Origin of the sequence: Paeniglutamicibacter sp. ORCA_105 (assembly GCF_045798545.1) — a bacterium.
GTDB lineage: Bacteria > Actinomycetota > Actinomycetes > Actinomycetales > Micrococcaceae > Paeniglutamicibacter > Paeniglutamicibacter sulfureus.
On the sequence record NZ_JBIXLM010000004.1, the window covers coordinates 89,325 to 106,244 of the forward strand.

15 protein-coding genes are annotated in these 16,920 nt (G+C 66.3%); 10 read left to right on the plus strand and 5 right to left on the minus strand.

What is annotated here, in order from left to right:
- Positions 1-13 precede the first annotated feature (13 nt).
- Positions 14-505, minus strand: coding sequence for an FBP domain-containing protein (locus ACIPUB_RS03205; protein ID WP_407606028.1), 492 nt, complete (start codon positions 503-505; stop codon positions 14-16).
- Positions 506-866: 361 nt separating this feature from the next.
- Here ACIPUB_RS03205 and ACIPUB_RS03210 point away from each other — a divergent pair, with 361 nt between their 5' ends.
- Positions 867-1,790, plus strand: a complete 924-nt coding sequence (locus ACIPUB_RS03210) for a LysR family transcriptional regulator (RefSeq protein ID WP_407606029.1) — start codon at positions 867-869, stop codon at positions 1,788-1,790.
- Positions 1,791-2,002: 212 nt separating this feature from the next.
- Positions 2,003-2,965 (plus strand): FUSC family protein, encoded by a 963-nt coding sequence (locus ACIPUB_RS03215; protein WP_407606030.1) that lies wholly within the window; start codon positions 2,003-2,005, stop codon positions 2,963-2,965.
- 227 nt (positions 2,966-3,192) lie between these two features.
- On the opposite strand, the gene ACIPUB_RS03220 is transcribed toward ACIPUB_RS03215, so the two are convergent.
- Positions 3,193-3,933 (minus strand): aspartate/glutamate racemase family protein, encoded by a 741-nt coding sequence (locus tag ACIPUB_RS03220; RefSeq protein ID WP_407606031.1) that lies wholly within the window; start codon positions 3,931-3,933, stop codon positions 3,193-3,195.
- A 46-nt stretch (positions 3,934-3,979) separates the two neighbouring features.
- Positions 3,980-5,500, minus strand: a complete 1,521-nt coding sequence (locus ACIPUB_RS03225; protein WP_407606032.1) for an NCS1 family nucleobase:cation symporter-1 — start codon at positions 5,498-5,500, stop codon at positions 3,980-3,982.
- A 303-nt stretch (positions 5,501-5,803) separates the two neighbouring features.
- On the opposite strand from ACIPUB_RS03225, the gene ACIPUB_RS03230 reads away from it, so the two are divergent.
- The 6 genes from ACIPUB_RS03230 to ACIPUB_RS03255 all read left to right on the plus strand — a co-directional run bounded on the left by ACIPUB_RS03230 (position 5,804) and on the right by ACIPUB_RS03255 (position 12,912).
- Positions 5,804-6,595 (plus strand): hydroxypyruvate isomerase family protein, encoded by a 792-nt coding sequence (locus ACIPUB_RS03230; protein WP_407606102.1) that lies wholly within the window; start codon positions 5,804-5,806, stop codon positions 6,593-6,595.
- Positions 6,596-6,663: 68 nt separating this feature from the next.
- Positions 6,664-7,581, plus strand: a complete 918-nt coding sequence (locus ACIPUB_RS03235; RefSeq protein ID WP_407606033.1) for a 2-hydroxy-3-oxopropionate reductase — start codon at positions 6,664-6,666, stop codon at positions 7,579-7,581.
- Positions 7,582-7,749: 168 nt separating this feature from the next.
- Positions 7,750-9,555, plus strand: a complete 1,806-nt coding sequence (gcl, locus tag ACIPUB_RS03240; protein WP_407606034.1) for a glyoxylate carboligase — start codon at positions 7,750-7,752, stop codon at positions 9,553-9,555.
- A 31-nt stretch (positions 9,556-9,586) separates the two neighbouring features.
- The gene (locus tag ACIPUB_RS03245) at positions 9,587-10,735 is read left to right on the plus strand and encodes a glycerate kinase (RefSeq protein WP_407606035.1); all 1,149 of its coding nucleotides are present in this window, start codon (positions 9,587-9,589) and stop codon (positions 10,733-10,735) included.
- Between the two features lie 49 nt (positions 10,736-10,784).
- Positions 10,785-12,176, plus strand: coding sequence for an allantoinase AllB (gene allB, locus ACIPUB_RS03250; RefSeq protein WP_407606036.1), 1,392 nt, complete (start codon positions 10,785-10,787; stop codon positions 12,174-12,176).
- Between the two features lie 244 nt (positions 12,177-12,420).
- A complete protein-coding gene (locus ACIPUB_RS03255) occupies positions 12,421-12,912 on the plus strand; it encodes a hypothetical protein (protein ID WP_407606037.1) in 492 nt (163 codons plus the stop codon).
- A gap of 19 nt (positions 12,913-12,931) precedes the next feature.
- Here ACIPUB_RS03255 and ACIPUB_RS03260 read toward each other — a convergent pair whose 3' ends face one another.
- A complete protein-coding gene (locus tag ACIPUB_RS03260) occupies positions 12,932-13,879 on the minus strand; it encodes a GlxA family transcriptional regulator (protein ID WP_407606038.1) in 948 nt (315 codons plus the stop codon).
- Positions 13,880-13,942: 63 nt separating this feature from the next.
- Here ACIPUB_RS03260 and ACIPUB_RS03265 point away from each other — a divergent pair, with 63 nt between their 5' ends.
- Both ACIPUB_RS03265 and ACIPUB_RS03270 read left to right on the plus strand, forming a co-directional pair.
- Positions 13,943-14,635: a cysteine hydrolase family protein gene (locus ACIPUB_RS03265; RefSeq protein ID WP_407606039.1), complete on the plus strand. Its 693-nt coding sequence runs from the start codon at positions 13,943-13,945 to the stop codon at positions 14,633-14,635.
- 95 nt (positions 14,636-14,730) lie between these two features.
- Positions 14,731-16,083, plus strand: coding sequence for a flavin monoamine oxidase family protein (locus tag ACIPUB_RS03270; RefSeq protein WP_407606040.1), 1,353 nt, complete (start codon positions 14,731-14,733; stop codon positions 16,081-16,083).
- A gap of 186 nt (positions 16,084-16,269) precedes the next feature.
- Here ACIPUB_RS03270 and ACIPUB_RS03275 read toward each other — a convergent pair whose 3' ends face one another.
- Positions 16,270-16,527, minus strand: a complete 258-nt coding sequence (locus tag ACIPUB_RS03275) for a metal-sensitive transcriptional regulator (protein WP_149619517.1) — start codon at positions 16,525-16,527, stop codon at positions 16,270-16,272.
- Positions 16,528-16,920: the final 393 nt, after the last annotated feature.

Consider the following 16,920-nt stretch of genomic DNA (forward strand, 5'->3'; position numbering starts at 1 on the left):
CCAGCTGCCGGCATCAGGCGTCGTCGCGCACGCGCCCGGCGAAGTTCAGCACATGTTCCCGCAGCACAGTGATGCGCCGATTGACCTCTGCCTCGCGATCGAAACCGAGGTAGGGCAGCGATTTCATCATGCGGACATTGGCGGGGCACTGAAACTCGGCGCACACCATGATGCCGATGGTGTCGCCGTCGCGGCCGGCCTGGCCGCCCTTCCTGGCGTTGAAAAACACCACGTGGTTGGGCAGGTCGACGTCCTCGCACCACGAGCACTGCGGTCGATTGCGGATCTTGCCCTCGGTCTTGCGGAACATGATGCCCACGGGAGCAGCGTCAAGGACCGTGACGACATAGCCGACCAATGGCAGCTTCGGATCCCGCCACCCCAGGAACTCGAGGTTGTCCCAATCCAGGGAGTCGAAGTTCTCCGGGAGCGTGATGGCCTTGCGCTCGCGCAGCGAGGCATTGATGAGGGATGAACGGATCTGTTTTTCGGAAAGCGAATGCATGGAAATTCTGGGCCTGACTGTCGTGCCACCTCGTCGCCGCGGCGAAGGGGAGGGGGCATGCTTCGGGTGGGGTGGAGGATCCGCGCGCGGTCGGGCGACGAGTCGCCGGGAACCCCGCAGCGGATGTGGGCGCGCCAAATGGACGCGCAGTATCACCGAAAGTGGACAGCCCTATCTCGAGCCGGCGGAAAATACGCCGGCTACCTCCGAACGCCCTCGGGGCGGTTGAGACGAGATCACTATGGACATGCGAAAAAGTATACGCCCACGCTGCTCGCCCTCTGCCGGACGCGACGGGGCGCACCGCAGCCTCCGCAGCGGGGAAGTGGAACATCAGTTCGTGATGCTGTAGACCGGTCATATGTTTATCCGGCAACTCGAGTACATGGTCGCACTGGCCCGGGAGCGGCACTTCGTGCGCGCCGCGCAATCCTGCTCGGTGTCCCAACCGGCGCTGTCTGAGGGAATCCGGAAGCTGGAAAAGGAGCTTGATGTTCCGCTGATCCGCCGCGGCAACAAGTTCGAGGGCCTGACCGCCGAGGGGCAGGAACTTGTTCTCTGGGCCCGGAAGATCCTCGCAGACCGGGACGCGATGAACGACGAGATCGGTGCGATGCGCATCGGCATCCGCGGCCAGCTTCGCTTCGGATCGATTCCCACCGCCTCGATCGCGGTGTCGCTGCTCAACGCGCCGTTTTGCGAATCGCACCCCTTGGCGCGCGTCCAGGTGGTCTCCGACCTGACATCCGACGACGTCCTGGCGCGGTTGAGTTCCTACGAAATCGATGCCGGAATCACTTACATCCAGGACCCTGTGCCCGACGAATTCCGGGTGTTCCCGCTCTACCGGGAACGATACGTCCTGCTGACCACCGGAAATGCAGGCGCGCCGTCGGCGGCGTCTGCAACGTGGGCGCAAGCTGCGGCACTCCCGCTTTGCCTGCTGGCCCCCAGCATGCAGGGACGGCGGCGCCTCGACGACATATTTGCCGAGGCGGGAATCGGCCCGGAGCCACGGCTGGAAACGGACTCGGTGGCCTCGCTCTTTGCCCATGTGACGACGGGTTCATGGGCAACCGTCGTGCCCGCGGCTTGGCTTCATGTCTTCGGGGTTCCGGCCAACTTGCGCGCTGTTCCGTTGGTGGGACCGGAGCGTTCCGTGCCGGTCGGCTTGCTCACGCTCGCCCGGGTACCGACGCCTATCCTCGTGCGTGCCTTGGCATCCGTGGTCGAATCGACGGATCTCACATTCCTGGAACACCTGCCTGGCGGGCCCATGCGATAGGCACTGCCTATCGGTATATCGCGAATGATTCTTTGACGCCTATTGCCTAGGCGGAGCAAAGTGGTTCCCCGGGGGCACGGTGCCCCTGCGCGGGAGGCGAAATGACAAGGATTGCGCGGGTCCGGGTGAACGGGCCACGTGGCGGGGCTGCTCCGCGACGTGCACCCGTTCCACGTTCCTTGCTGGCGCTGGGCCCGGCCCAGGGCGACCGGATGTCCGCATGGCGCGTCGGGTTGAGCGTCGCCGTCCCCGCGCTGGCCCTGTTGGCCATCGGCAGGCCAGGCCTGATCATCTATGCGGTGTTCGGCGCCTTCATCGGCATGTATGGCAGGAACGAACCTCACCAAATGAGGGTCCTCCACCAAGCCCAGGCGGCAGTGCTGCTCGTGGGAGGAACTCTGATCGGCATTGGATTGTCCGCCCTGGGCGTGAGGCCTTGGACGCTCGTCCTGGCCGAGGCCTTCATCGCGGGCGTGGGTTCGCTCTTCGCTGACAGGTACAGGCTCAAGCCCGCAGGCCCATTTTTTTGCCTATTTGCCCTCGGCGCATGTGCCTCGGTTCCGCTGGCGGTGCCGTGGTGGTGCGCCGCGTTCGTCTGCGTTGGCTCGGCCGGCTTCGCCGCAATGGTCGGGTTTGCCGGCTGGTTCGGCACCAGGTCCTGGGCACCGGGGGTCGCCAGGCCGGTGGCCCCCACCGTGTCGGCGGCAGTCCTCGTCCACGCACTGCGCTATGTCCTGGCCGTCGGTACCGCCGGTGCCGCAGGAATCCTCCTGGGCATCGGGCACCCCTACTGGGCCATGGCCGCGGGAGCCGTTCCGTTGGCCGCCGAGACCCTTGGGGCGCGCATCCAACGCGGCATCCACCGGGTGTTCGGAACGCTTGTCGGCGTGGGGCTGACAGCCCTGATCCTGCTGCCCGAGCCCTCCGCCATGGTGCTGGGGCTGCTGGTGGTTGCGCTGCAGTTCCCGAGCGAGTTGTTCATGGCTCGCCACTACGGGCTCGCCCTGGTCTTCTTCACGCCACTGGTCCTGGTCATGACCTATCTGGCGGCTCCAACGGATCCCGGCATCCTCATGGTTGACAGGGCTGTGGAGACGGCCATCGGGGCCGCCGCCGGCGTGCTGGTCGCGGTGTGCATCCGGGAACCGCGGGCTCGACGGACCGCCTTGCGCTGAGCCCGGGTGTGGGAGCGTGAATCGGCCGTGGCCACCACTTTTTCTCGAACCCGGAGGATGGGCAGGGATTCATCCGAGTGGGGCTGGGGGGTGATCCCCGCCGAGGCCCAGTCCCGAGGTCATGCGGAAGTTTGCAGCCCTGCTGTCCGGGCAAAAGAGTGCCTCCCTCGACTTGAGGAGGGAGGCAACCCGGGGGTTTCGGTGCGGTGCCGGGACGGGACTTGGCGTCAGCCGGCGTTGACGGAGGCTTTGGTGATCGGCCAGCCGGTGACGACCTTGGGTCGCGGGGTCGCGTAGGTGCGCACCTTGGAGGTGCTCAGTCCCAGGCGGACCAGGGACTCGGCGATGGTGACGGCGGCTCGCACCCCGTCCACGATCGGCACGCCCGTGGCCTCGGCGACCTTGGACTCGAGTTCTGCCATCCCGCCGCAGCCCAGCACGATGACCTCGGCCTTGTCGTTTTCCACGGCCTGGCGCGACTGCTCCACGATGGCCGCCACCGCGCGTTCCGGCTCGGATTCAAGCTCGAGCACGCCCAGCCCGCTGGCCCGCACCGAGGCGCAGCGGTCGGTGAGCCCGGCCAGCTTCAGCCGGTCCTCGATCAGCGGCACCGTCCTATCCAGCGTGGTGACCACGGAGTACTTGTGGCCCAGGAACTGGGCCGTGGAGGCCGCCGCCTCGGTGATGTCCACGACCGGTACATCAAGCAGTTCCTGCAGCCCCTCGCGGCCGTGTTCGCCGTAGCCGGCCTGGATGACTGCATCGAACGGCTCGGTGTAGTTGACCACCTTGTCCATGACGGCAATGGCGGCGAGGTAGCTCTCGAAGTTTCCCTCGCAGGAATCGGCGCCGAAGTCCGGCGTCAGTTCGATGATCTCGGTGCCCGGTGAGGCCGCCGAGCGGGCCGAGTCGCCGACGGACCGGGTCATGGAAGCGGTGGTGTTGACGTTGAGGACCAGAATTCGCATGGTGGAAACTCCTGTGTTGCCGGTGGGATCGGGGAACTGTTGGCGTCTAGTGGGTGGGTGCCACGGCGATGGCCTCGCCATCGATGTCCTGGTGGACCTGGCCGCGCTTGGCGATTGCCAGGTACACGACGGCGCCCAGCCCGGAGCCGATGAACCAGGCGAAGGCCGAGACGTGGCCCAGCGCCGGGGAGAAGGCGAGGATCAGGGCGGCAACGGCCGAGATTCCCAACGCGAGGATGGCGCGGAAGTTCACGCCGCGGGTGAAGTAGTACGTGCCCTCCGGGTTCGTGCGGTAGAGGTCCGGGACGTTGATCTTGGCGCGGCGAAGGATCCAGTAGTCGGCCATGATGATGCCGAACAGGGGGCCCAACAGGGCGCCCAGGCCGCCGAGGAAGTAGGTGATGACCGCGGGGGAGTTGTACAGGTTCCACGGCAGGATCAGCAGTCCGATGACACCGGAGATGATGCCGGCACGGCGGAAGTTCAGCACCTTCGGGAAGAGATTGGTCAGCGCGTAGATCGGGGCGACGAAGTTGGCCATCAGGTTCACCGCGATGGTCAGGATCAGCAGGGCCGCCGAGGCGGCGAGCAGCAGGAAGGTGTTGGGAATGGCCTCGACGACGTCCGAGGGGCTGTCGATGATGGTGCCGTCGATCTTGAATTGCGCACCGGTCATGACCACGACGATCACGCCGAAGAGCAGCATGTTCAGTGGGATGCCCCAGAAGTTGCCGCGCACGATCGAGCCCTTGGAACGTGCGCTGCGGGTGAAATCGCAGAAGTTCAGCACGAAGGTTGCATAGATGGAGACCCAGAGGGCCCCGCCGCCGAGGATTCCGAGCCACATGTCGACCCCGGTCTTGGCGTCCCCGGTGGACCAGGCGATGGAGCCGCCGGCCTGGGCGAACATCCATATGGCCAGCGCACCCATGGTGATGAGGATGACGGGACCGGCGAAGGCCTCGTACTTGCGGATCATTTCCATTCCGTAGCTGACGATGACCAGTTGCAGTGCCCAGAGGGAGACGAAGCAGATCCAGCCCAGGGTGGAAAGGCCCAGGAAGCTGTTGGAGTTAAGGCTCGCGGCGGACGGGGCCACTGCCAGGATCATGACCACCAGCACCACGGATGCCAGGTAGGTCTGGATGCCGAACCAGGCGATGGCCACGGCTCCACGCAGGAGTGCAGGTATCTGGGCACCGCGGATACCGAAGGCGATGCGGCTCATGACCGGGAACGGGACTCCGGTCTTTTCACCCATGAAGCCGGAGAAGTTCAGCAGCCCAAAGAGCAGGACTGCGCCGAAGCCCAGGGCCAGCAGGATCTGCCAACCGCCCAGGCCGAGTGCAAAGAGCCCGATCGCAAATGCGTAGTTCCCCAGGGAATGGACGTCGTTGGCCCACAGCGTGAAGATGCTGTAGCTGGACCAGGTCCTTCCCGCCTTGGTGGTCGGTGCCAGGTCGCTGTTGTACAGCGACGCGCTGAGCCCATGGGGATTCAGTTCGTGCTGGACCACGGGCGGGACGCTGGATTCTGACGTCGCAGTGCGCACATCTGGATGGGTCATGAGAACTCGTACCTTTCACCACAGGGGGTGTGACGGAGATTACTTCGTGTGGATCGATGATGGCACGATTCCATGTAAAAGAAAAGGATTTTCATCAGGTGGAATTGTCGGGAAAATCTTGGGGCCCGAATTTGACTGGTCACGCCGGGTTCGTGTCGATTTCCGTAGCCCGGGGCATGGTGGCAGGTCGGCGGGCGGAGCTGTTGCGCACCCTTGACAGTGACTCAGCCCACTCGCTAGAGTTCTCATCAAGCAATAAACATATTTCACAATATGGAAGTTGGAACCATGAAGGAGTCGAAGATGGCCTACACCGTCAACTGTTCAATCCTGCTCACCGAGATCCCCCTGCTGGAGCGCGCCGCCGCGGCCAAGGCCGCGGGCTTTGACAGCGTTGAATTCTGGTGGCCGTTTGCCACGGCCGTACCCGCCGACTCCGAGGTCGACGCCTTCGTGGCCTCGATCAAGGATGCGGGCATCACCCTCGAGGGCCTGAACTTCTTCGCCGGCGACATGCCGGCCGGCGACCGCGGACTGGTTTCCTGGGTCGGACGCGAATCCGAGTTCCTCGACAACATCGACGTCGTGGCAGGCATTGGCGAGGCCACCGGCTGCAAGGGCTTCAACGCCCTGTACGGAAACCGGCAGCCCGGGGTCGACGGCCAGGCGCACGACAAGCTGGCCGTTTCCAATCTGGTCGCCGCGGCCAAGGGCGTCGAGCGGATCGGGGGCACGGTGTTGCTCGAGCCGATCTCGGGATCCGAGGCCTACCCGCTGAAGACCTCCGCCGACGCATTCTTTGTCCTGGAAAAGGTCCACGCCGCAGGCGCAGCCAACGTCAAGCTGCTGGCCGACTTCTACCACCTGGCCGTGAATGGCGACGACGTGGCCACGCTGATCGAGGAGCACGCCCACGAATTCGGGCACATCCAAATCGCCGACGATCCGGGACGCGGTGCACCGGGCACCGGAACCCTGCCGCTGGGTGAATGGGTCACCCGTTCCCGCGACCTCGGCTACGCCGGCGGCGTGGCCCTTGAATACAAGGCCGCCCACGCGGAGGCCTTCAACTGGCTCATCCGCCAGCCCGTCTAAGCAGCCCCAACCTTTTCGGGCAGGCAATGCCCAGGCCACCAGCACGCACAAATTTTCAGGAGCACGTCATGTCGAACACGCACAAGATCGCATTCATCGGCCTGGGCATCATGGGCCTTCCCATGGCCATCAACCTGGCCAAGGCCGGCTTCGAGGTCACCGGCTACAACCGCAGCCCGGAAAAGACCGCGGAACTCGTGGCCGCCGGCGGCAAGGGCTCCGGCTCCATCCCCGAGGCGGTTGCCGATGCAGACGTCATCATCACCATGGTTCCGGACTCCGCTGACGTCGAAGCCGTCGTCACCGGCGAGGCGGGGGTCTTCGCGCACGCCAAGTCCGGTGCCCTGTGGATCGACAACTCCTCCATCCGCCCCGACGTCGCAGCCCGGCTTGCCGACGAGGCCCGCGCAGCAGGCCTCCGCCCGCTCGACGCACCGGTCTCCGGCGGCGAGGCCGGTGCCATCGGCGGAGTGCTCTCCATCATGGTCGGCGGCGAGGAAGCAGACTTCGCCGACGCCGAGGCTGTCTTCAACGCAGTCGGCAAGACCATCGTGCTGGTGGGCCCCTCGGGTTCCGGCCAGACCGTCAAGGCAGCCAACCAGCTGATCGTCGCGGCGAACATCCAGGCTCTTTCCGAGGCAGTGGTGTTCCTTGAAGCCTACGGCGTCGACACCGACGCCGCGCTCACGGTCCTGGGAGGCGGGCTCGCCGGCTCCAAGGTCCTGGACCAGAAGGGCCAGAAGATCCTCGACCGGTCCTTCGAGCCCGGTTTCCGACTAGCCCTGCACCACAAGGACATGGGCATCGTGACCTCCGCGGCCCGCGAGGCAGCCGTCGTGCTTCCGCTTGGCGCACTTGTCGCCCAGCTCGTGGCCTCCACCGTGGCCAGCGGCGACGGCGCCCTGGACCACTCCGGACTCTTCCGCGGCGTACAACGCCTCAGCGGATCCGCCGACGTGCCGGCCGAACCCGTGGCCGCCAACTAGCAAGAAGGGGAGATGGTGCGGTGCCGGCCCGGAAGCCGGCATCGCACCATCCGTTCCCAGGGATCCTTCGCAGCAAGCACCCGCTATGCGTCATCGGTCCATCTCAACCCACACCCTCCCCCCGCCATGCAAGCCGGCGCAGGGGATTGACACAAGGAGCTCTACACCATGGCAAAGTTGCGCGTCGTTGATGCAATTGTCCTGATTCTGGAAAAGGAAGGCGCCACCGAGGCCTTCGGGCTGCCCGGTGCAGCCATCAACCCCCTGTACTCGGCCATGCAGCGCCGCGGCACCGTCCGCCACACGCTGGCCCGCCACGTCGAGGGCGCCAGCCACATGGCAGACGGCTACTCCCGTGCCACCGGCAAGATCGGGTTGTGCCTGGGCACCTCGGGCCCCGCCGGCACCGACATGATCACCGGCCTCTACGCCGCGATCGCCGATTCCATCCCGATGCTCTGCATCACCGGACAGGCGCCCACCGACAAGCTGCACAAGGAAGACTTCCAGGCCGTGGACATCGAGTCCATCGCCAAGCCGGTCACCAAGTTCGCCGCCACCATCCTGGAGCCGGGCCTGGTCCCGGGCTACTTCGCCAAGGCCTTCCAGATCATGCGCTCGGCACGCCCGGGCCCGGTCCTGCTGGACCTGCCGATCAACGTGCAGATGGCCGAGATCGAATTCGACATCGACGCCTACGAGCCGCTGGTCCCGGACAAGCCGGCAGCCACCCGCGGCCAGGCCGAGAAGGTCCTGGACCTGCTGGTGGCCTCCAAGCACCCGATGATCATTGCCGGCGGCGGGGTCATCAACGCCAACGCCTCGGACAAGCTCGTCGAGCTGGCCGAGCTGCTGAACATCCCGGTCTCCCCGACCCTGATGGGCTGGGGCACCATTCCCGATGACCACCGCCTGCAGTCGGGCATGGTCGGCATCCAGACCCACACCCGCTACGGCAACGTCTCCTTCCTGGCCTCCGACTTCGTGCTGGGCCTGGGCAACCGCTGGGCCAACCGCCACACCGGCGGCCTGGACACCTACCGCAAGGGCCGCAAGTTCGTGCACATCGACATCGAGGGCACCCAGATCGGCCGGGTCTTCTCCCCGGATCTGGGCATCATCTCCGACGCCGGTGCCGCGATCGACCAGCTGCTGGCCGCGGCCCGCGACCGCAAGGCGGCCGGCACCCTGCCGGACTACTCGGCGTGGGCCGATGAATGCACCGCGCGCAAGGGCACGCTGCACCGCAAGACCAACTTCGAGAACGTGCCGATCAAGCCTCAGCGCGTCTACCAGGAAATGAACGAGGCCTTCGGCCGCGACACCACCTACGTCTCCACCATCGGCCTGTCCCAGATCGCCGGCGCGCAGATGCTGCACGTCTACGGCCCGCGCCAGTGGATCAACGCCGGGCAGGCCGGACCGCTGGGCTGGACCGGTCCCGCGGCCCTGGGCGTGGTGCGCGGCAAGCCGAACTCCACCGTCGTCGCGCTCTCCGGGGACTACGACTTCCAGTTCATGATCGAGGAGCTGGCCGTCGGCGCGCAGTTCAAGCTGCCGTACATCCACGTGGTGGTCAACAACTCCTACCTGGGCCTGATCCGGCAGTCCCAGCGCCCCTTCGAGATGGATTACCACGTCTCGCTGGGCTTCGAGAACATCAACTCCCCGGAGACCAACGGCTACGGCGTCGACCACGTCAAGGTCGCCGAGGGCCTGGGCTGCAAGGCGGTGCGCGTGGAAGACCCGTCCAAGCTGGCCGAGGGCTTCGCCGAGGCCGGACGCCTGGCCGCGGAGTTCCAGGTTCCCGTCGTCGTCGAGGTCATCCTGGAGCGTGTGACAAACATCGCCATGGGTGCTGAACTGGATGCAGTGAACGAGTTCGAGGACCTGGCCACCGCGGCGGCCGACGCCCCCACGGCGCTGGCCCCGCTGGAGGCATCGCACGGCGTCCACGCGGGCGCATCGGTCTAGGCAAGATCAACTCGAGAGGAGGCGGCACACCATGTTGGTAGTAGTGGCACCGGACAAGTTCAAGGGATCGCTCACCGGCGCGCAGGTTGCCGCCGCCATCGAAGCGGGGGTGCGCGCGGCAATGCCCCAGGCGCGCACACTCGCGGTGCCCGTCGCCGACGGCGGGGAGGGAACCCTCGCCGCCGCCGCCCAATGCGGCTTCGAGCTGCACCACGTGACCGTCGCCGGACCCACCGGGGAGCCGGTGCGCGCCGCTTTCGGGATCAAGGGCGAGGTGGCCGTCGTGGAGATGGCCGAGGCCTCGGGACTGGACCGGCTGCCCGGCGGCACCCCCGACGCCTTGGGGGCGACCAGCTTCGGCACCGGGGAACTGATCGCCGCCGCCCTGGACGCCGGGGCAACCCAGGTCATCCTCGGCGTGGGCGGAAGCGCCTGCACCGACGGCGGGGCCGGCATGCTCCAGGCCCTCGGCGTCCGGCTGCTTGATGCCCAGAGGGCGGAAAACCCACGCGGTGGCGGCCCGCTGGCCTCCCTTGAGACAGTGGACCTCTCCGGGCTCGATACCCGCATCGCCTCGACCTCCTTCACGCTCGCGGCCGATGTGGAGAACCCGCTCACGGGCTCCAACGGCGCCGCCGCGGTCTTCGCCCCGCAAAAGGGTGCGAACCCCGGGCAGGTGGAGCTCCTCGATGCGGCACTTGACCGTTGGGCTCGACTCCTGGGTAACGAGCTGGGCACCGAGAGCACCAACAGGCTCGCCTCCTCGCCGGGTGCCGGGGCCGCCGGCGGCGTGGGCTTCGCCGCAATGGCCGTGTTGGGAGCCGCCCGGCGCCGCGGAATCGACGTGGTGCTGGAGCTGACCGGCCTGGAAGATGCACTGTCCGGGGCCGTCGCGGTGTTCACCGGCGAGGGCAGCCTGGACACCCAGTCGCTGGAGGGCAAGACGCCGGTGGGCGTGGCCCAGCTGGCCGCCGCCCACGGCATTCCCGTCTACGCAATTTGTGGACGCAACCAACTTTCCGCCGAGCAGGCAACCGAGGCGGGCTTCACCGCGGTCAGGTCGCTGCTCGAGCTGGAACCAGATGTTGCCCGTTGCATGAGTGAGGGTGGACCACTTGTGCAACGGGCGGCAACCCTCTTGGCCTTCGAATTCCTGGCCACCCACGCGGCCACCGCGTAACCCCGCAAACCACCGCATTTTCCAACGCACGAGATCTAAGGACGAGACCATGGGCAACACCGAGCTCACCGAGGCAACGACGCCACGGTCGGAAGACAACACAGGCGCGGACTTCGACCTGGTGATCCGCGGCGAGCGGATCGTCACGGGCGCCGGAACCGTCGCCCGCGAAATCGGCATCCGCGACGGCAAGATCGTCGCCATCGAACCCCTGGGCAACAACCTCTCCGGCGCGAAGCTGATCGAACTCAACGCCGAGGAGGTGCTGATCCCGGGCCTCGTGGACACCCACGTCCACGTCAACGAACCCGGCCGCACCGAGTGGGAGGGCTTCGAGTCCGCCACCAAGGCAGCCGCCGCGGGCGGGGTGACCACCATCGTGGACATGCCACTGAACTCCATCCCGCCGACCGTCAACGTCGAGGCCCTGGAACTCAAGCAGGACGCTGCCCGCCGCAAGGCCTACGTTGACGTCGGATTCTGGGGCGGGGCCATCCCGGGCAACAAGTCCGACCTGCGCGAGCTCCACGATGCGGGCGTCTTCGGATTCAAGTGCTTCCTGCTCCACTCCGGTGTGGAGGAATTCCCGTACCTCGAACCGGACGAGATGGAAGAGGACATGACCGAGATCGTGTCCTTCGACTCGATGATGCTGGTCCACGCCGAGGACTCGCGCGCCATCGACCGCGCCCCCAACGCCGAGGGCGACCACTACGACAGGTTCCTGGCCTCCCGCCCGCGCGGCGCCGAGAACGTGGCGGTGGCCGAGGTCATCGAGCGCGCCCGCTGGACCGGCGCCCGCGCCCACATCCTGCACCTGTCCTCCTCCGACGCCCTGCCGATGATCGAATCGGCCAAGCGCGACGGCGTGAAGCTGACAGTGGAGACCTGCCCGCACTACCTCACGCTGCTGGCCGAGGAAATCCCGAACGGCGCCACCGCGTTCAAGTGCTGCCCGCCGATCCGCGAAGCCTCCAACCGGGAACTGCTCTGGAAGGGACTGGAGGACGGGATCATCGACTGCATCGTCTCGGACCACTCGCCCTCGACCATCGACCTCAAGGACGTCGAAAACGGCGATTTCGGCGTGGCCTGGGGCGGGGTGGCCTCGCTGCAGCTGGGTCTCGCGCTGATCTGGACCGAGGCCAAGCGCCGCGGCATCAAGCTCGAAACCGTGCTGAACTGGATGTCCAAGCGCCCGGCGGAAATCGCCGGTCTGCACCACAAGGGCGCCATCGCGCTGGGCAACGACGCCGACTTCGCGTTCTTCGCACCCGAGGACAGCTTCCTGGTTGACGTGGAGAAGCTGCACCACAAGAACCCGATCTCCCCATACCAGGGCAAGGTCCTGGCCGGCAAGGTCCGCCGGACCTTCGTGCGCGGCGCCGAGGTCGACTTCAAGACCCCGCAGGGCCAGCTGATCCGCCGCGGCGAGGTCTAGGCCGCCCAATCGCCGCCAACTTCCGGGCCGCCTCGGCTTCCCCCGCCACCTTCAATGCGTCTCCTTGGTCAGTGATCGCGTTGGCAGGGCCCGGGGTAGCTGGGGCGGCCCGGCATTTTTAATATGTGCCAGTGATTCTCGCTTTATCCAAGTGTTTGACTATATGCTGGTGCGATGCGGGTTTGTGCCATGCATCGCACCACGTCGACGTGGTGCCGACAAACTTCGAGCCGGGGGAGCAGCCATGGCGAGGACCAGCGAGACATCGGTCCCCTCCGCGACCTCGGGGGAGAACGGCCCAGGCCGGACGGCCGGAGCTCTGAGCTGGAAGCGGGTCAACTGCCTGGGGATGGGGCTGACTGCCACGCTCATCGGGGCGATCCTTTTCTTCCTTGCCGGCAACGGTGCCGGCGGCTTGGAGGAATTCCGGTTGATCAACACCCTGTTGCTGGTGGCCTTCAGCTTCGTGCTCCTGGCCGCGGTATTCAGTGCATTGGGGGCGAGGTTCCTCGGGTTCTCCTCCTGCCGCAATTGCATGCTTGCCGTGGCACTGGCCTGGGCGCTCTCGGTCCCATTGTCAGCCTGGATCAACATGGGCGGGGCCACTGCAGAGGCCTTCGAGGTGGACCTGGGCGACTGGGGCTGGGCGCTGCTGCCCGCGCTGGTCTACGCCATTTCCGTCGCGGGTCTGCAACTGGCCAATCGCCGCCGCGAGGCCGGTCTAACCTCGGTATAGCCCTGGTAGCGCCGCGTGCCTAGCCTCTGGTGAAGCGGTGGCGGTACGACGTCGGCGTCGTGGCATAGGCGGCGACAAAGTTCTGGCGGAAGGTCACCGCGCTGCCGAAGCCGCAGGACTCGGCAATGCGGGCAATGCTCCAGTTGGTGGTTTCAAGCAACTGGCGGGCGTCGTCGAGCCGCCGGCCCAGCACCCAGCGCGCCGGGGAAAGTCCGGTGACCTCCTTGAACCTGCGGGTGAAGTTGCGCTTGCTCATCGTGGCGTGGGCCGCCATGGCGTCCACCTCCAGGTCCTGGTCCAGGTTCGCCAGCGCCCATTGAATGGTCCGGCCCAGCGGCTCGTCCAACTCGGGATCCGGCAGCGGGCGGGCGATGTATTGCGCCTGGCCTCCGTCGCGGTGCGGGGCGACGACGATCTGGCGCGCCACGGTGGCCGCGGCCGCCGAACCGAGGCGGGTGCGCACGATGTGCAGGCAGGCATCCAGGGCGGAAGCGGTGCCGGCCGAGGTGAGCACGTCGCCGTGGTCGATGTAGAGGGCAGAATCGTTGAAGTCCACGGCATGTGGCTTGGCCGCCACTTCCCGGGCGCCTCCCCAGTGCGTCACGGCCGTGCGCCCGTCGAGCACACCGCTGCACGCGACCGGGTAGGCGCCGAGGCACAGGCCCGCAATGGCGGCACCGCGCCCATGTGCCTCGCGGATCAGTTCAAGCAGGTCTTCGGAGGGGTCGGGAAGCTGCGAGAGCCAGGAGGGGAAAACCACGAGGTCGGCATCTGCGGCAACCTCCGGCCCGGAGACATCGCCGATCAGGTAGCCCTCGGCGCTGCGCACCGGACGTCCGCCATCGTTGAAGACCGTCGAGTTCCAGTCGGTGGCGAGACCCAGCCGGGAAACCTCGCCGAAGACGAGTAGCGGGGTGGCCAGGTGGAACATGGTCATCCCGTCGAAGGCGTGGATGGCGATTTTCATCTTGGCCCATTTCCATCGAAGACGTGCATATACGCCACTCACTGTACCCGAGGGCGCGATGCCATGCTGGAATCACCAACCAACCACAACGAATGGGAGCCCACCATGGCTGAATTGCGCCGCGCACTGGTAATTATCGACGTGCAGAACGATTACTTTGCCGAAGAAGGGCCCCTGGCCATTCAGTACCCGGACCGCAACGAGTCCCTGGCCAACATCACCCGCGCCATCGACGTTGCCAATGCGCAGGGGATGCCCGTCGTCGCCGTGCAGCACCAGTACCCGGCAGGGGCGCCGGTGTTCGCCGAGGGCTCCGAGGGCTGGAAGCTGCACCCGGAGATCGAGGCCCGTCGCAAGGATTCCTGGAAGTCCCTGGTCAAGAGCTACGCCAGCGTCTTCGCCGGCACCGACTTCGAGGCCTGGCTGCGGGAGAACCAGATCGACACCATCGCCCTGGTCGGCTACATGACCAACAACTGCGACCTGGCCACCGCCGCGGCCGCAGAACCGCTGGGCTTCGGTGTGGAGATCCTCTCCGACGCCAGCGGAGCGGTTCACCTGGCCAACGAGGCTGGCCAGGTCGATGCGCAGCAGTTGCATGAAGCACTGATGGTGCTGTTGCACTCGAACTTTGCCACCGTCGCCACCGCCGACGCCTGGGCGACGTCCGTCGAGGGCGGCGCCGAGCTGCCCAAGGGCGACCTCGGCTCCTCCGCTATCCAGGGACGCGCCGCGTTCGCACCGGTCGCCGGCTAGATCCGCTGACTTTGTCCCGGGGCCAGCGCCCCGGGACAAAGTCATTTAAACGCGCCGGTGTGGCGGCCAAAGCAATGACCTAGTGGAGGTTTTGGATGTTTGACGTGGACGTAGTTGTCGTGGGTGCGGGCCTGGCCGGTCTCAGCGCTGCCCGGAAGTTGGTGGCGGAAGGCCGGTCTGTGGCAGTGCTGGAGGCCCGCGACCGGGTGGCGGGGCGCAATATGGGCGGCTTTTTGAGCAATGGGGAGCCGGTGGAGCTGGGCGGCCAGTGGGTCGGCCCGACGCAGGATGCGGTGCTGGGGCTGATCGAGGAGCTGGGGCTGGAGACCTTCGCCAGTTTTGACGAAGGCGAGTCGCTGACCGCGTATGACGGGAAGTTGGTGCGCTACGCGGACAAGTCCTATGGCCTTCCACCGGAAACGGCCGCGGAGGTGAACCGGCTCTGGGAGGAGCTGGAGGCGATGGCCTCCACGGTGGCCCTGGGCGAGCCGTGGGAAACGGCCGGAGCCGGGGACCTGGACCGGCAGACCCTGGACTCGTGGGTGGTTGAGAACACCTCCGACGCGCTGGCCCATTGTTTCTTCCGGCTGCTGGTGCCTTCGCTGTTCTCGGCCGAGTCGCCGGAGCTTTCGCTTCTGCATTTCCTGTTCTACGTCAAGTCGGGAACCAGCCTGGAATCGCTGATGACCACCACGGGCGGTGCGCAGGAATCGAGGGTCGTGGGCGGCACGCACCTGATCTCCGAGACGATGGCCGAGGCGCTGGGGGAGTCGGTGCGGCTCAACGCCGTGGTGCGGACCATCCGCCAGGACGAGTCCGGGGTCATGGTCGAGTACGAGGGAGGCAGCCTCACGGCCGGGCACGTCATCGTCGCCATCCCGCAGACGCTTGCCGGGCGCCTGCGCTACGACCCGCCGCTGCCTGCGTTGCGCGACGGACTTACCCAGCAGATGCCGGCCGGGGCCGTGATCAAGTTCCAGGTTGGCTACGACACGCCGTTTTGGCGCGAGGAGGGGCTTAGTGGCACGGTGTGGAGTTTCGACGACCCCTTCAACGTCGTGCTGGACAACAGTCCGCGAGACGGGTCCTGCGGAGTGCTGGTCGGCTTCCTGGAGGGCCACCATGCCCGCACCGCCAGCCCATTGGGCGAGGCGGAGCGCCGTGCGCTGGTCGTCGCGGACCTGGTGAAGTACTTCGGTCCGAAGGCGGCCGAGTCCTTCGACATCGTGGAGCAGGACTGGACGGCGGAGGAATTCACCCGCGGCTGCTACGGGGGTCGGCTGGGTGCCGGCGCCTGGACGCAGTACGGCAAGGCCCTGGCGGCTCCCGTCGGACGCATCCACTGGGCGGGCGCGGAGACCTCGTCCGTCTGGAACGGCTACATGGACGGGGCCGTGCGTTCCGGCCGCCGGGCAGCAGACGAAATCCTTCTTGCCATGCTGAACTGAGACCACCAGTGGCGGCTAAACGTCGGCATCGGCAGGACCTTCAGCCGAATCCGAGAGGCCAGTCGTCTCGGAAACAGTCACCGAGGGTTCCCGGGTTTAACGAACTACGATACGGATCGCGTGAATTATTTTGCCTATGCATTTTGAAGGCATTGCAGTAATTCTGAGGCGTTGGCTGGTTGGGAACTATGCCAGTGAGAGGAAGAGCTTTTCCATGTCAGCGCGGTCGGCCGCAGGGTCCTCGCTTTTCAGGCACTGCTCGAGCCCGGTGGCGATAATGGAGAACCCGGCACGGTCGATGGCCTTGGAGGCGGCGGAAAGCTGGGTAACCACCGCGCGGCAGTCACCGCCTTCCTCCAGCATGCGTATCACCGCGTTCAGCTGCCCCTGGGCTCGTTTGAGCCTGTTGATGGCCGGTTTCATGGTGTCCGCTTCAAGTTCCATGGTGGGTCCCTCCCGGGTGTTGGTTTCATCAATTCTATACCCCCGGGGGTTTTTCGGTGATTCGGGGACAGCGACTTTAAATACCCCCGGGGGTATGTGTCATACTCGAATGCAGAGGGGGCGAATGGGCCCTCGATAACCCCAGACGCGAGGAGCCGCCACATGTGCCGTGCGACCAAATGCCGCAAGTGCCAGAAAACCACCTGGGCCGGATGCGGCCAGCATGTCAAGCAGGTCATGGCCCACGTGCCACGCAGCGAGCGCTGCACCTGCGATCCAAGTGCCCCGAGGGAATCCCGCAAAGGCGGTGGGTTTTTCGCGCGCCTCTTTGGCCGCTAAGCCCAACCGTCCAGGGCTCGGCGGCGGTCGGCATTATTCACCATGGTGCCGACC

Bases quoted from the DNA above. Each gene is read 5' to 3' on its own strand.
- ACIPUB_RS03205 (WP_407606028.1), bottom strand. From the start codon at position 505: ATGCATTCGCTTTCCGAAAAACAGATCCGTTCATCCCTCATCAATGCC.
- ACIPUB_RS03210 (WP_407606029.1), top strand. From the start codon at position 867: ATGTTTATCCGGCAACTCGAGTACATGGTCGCACTGGCCCGGGAGCGG.
- ACIPUB_RS03215 (WP_407606030.1), top strand. From the start codon at position 2,003: ATGTCCGCATGGCGCGTCGGGTTGAGCGTCGCCGTCCCCGCGCTGGCC.
- ACIPUB_RS03220 (WP_407606031.1), bottom strand. From the start codon at position 3,933: ATGCGAATTCTGGTCCTCAACGTCAACACCACCGCTTCCATGACCCGG.
- ACIPUB_RS03225 (WP_407606032.1), bottom strand. From the start codon at position 5,500: ATGACCCATCCAGATGTGCGCACTGCGACGTCAGAATCCAGCGTCCCG.
- ACIPUB_RS03230 (WP_407606102.1), top strand. From the start codon at position 5,804: ATGGCCTACACCGTCAACTGTTCAATCCTGCTCACCGAGATCCCCCTG.
- ACIPUB_RS03235 (WP_407606033.1), top strand. From the start codon at position 6,664: ATGTCGAACACGCACAAGATCGCATTCATCGGCCTGGGCATCATGGGC.
- gcl (WP_407606034.1), top strand. From the start codon at position 7,750: ATGGCAAAGTTGCGCGTCGTTGATGCAATTGTCCTGATTCTGGAAAAG.
- ACIPUB_RS03245 (WP_407606035.1), top strand. From the start codon at position 9,587: ATGTTGGTAGTAGTGGCACCGGACAAGTTCAAGGGATCGCTCACCGGC.
- allB (WP_407606036.1), top strand. From the start codon at position 10,785: ATGGGCAACACCGAGCTCACCGAGGCAACGACGCCACGGTCGGAAGAC.
- ACIPUB_RS03255 (WP_407606037.1), top strand. From the start codon at position 12,421: ATGGCGAGGACCAGCGAGACATCGGTCCCCTCCGCGACCTCGGGGGAG.
- ACIPUB_RS03260 (WP_407606038.1), bottom strand. From the start codon at position 13,879: ATGAAAATCGCCATCCACGCCTTCGACGGGATGACCATGTTCCACCTG.
- ACIPUB_RS03265 (WP_407606039.1), top strand. From the start codon at position 13,943: ATGCTGGAATCACCAACCAACCACAACGAATGGGAGCCCACCATGGCT.
- ACIPUB_RS03270 (WP_407606040.1), top strand. From the start codon at position 14,731: ATGTTTGACGTGGACGTAGTTGTCGTGGGTGCGGGCCTGGCCGGTCTC.
- ACIPUB_RS03275 (WP_149619517.1), bottom strand. From the start codon at position 16,527: ATGGAACTTGAAGCGGACACCATGAAACCGGCCATCAACAGGCTCAAA.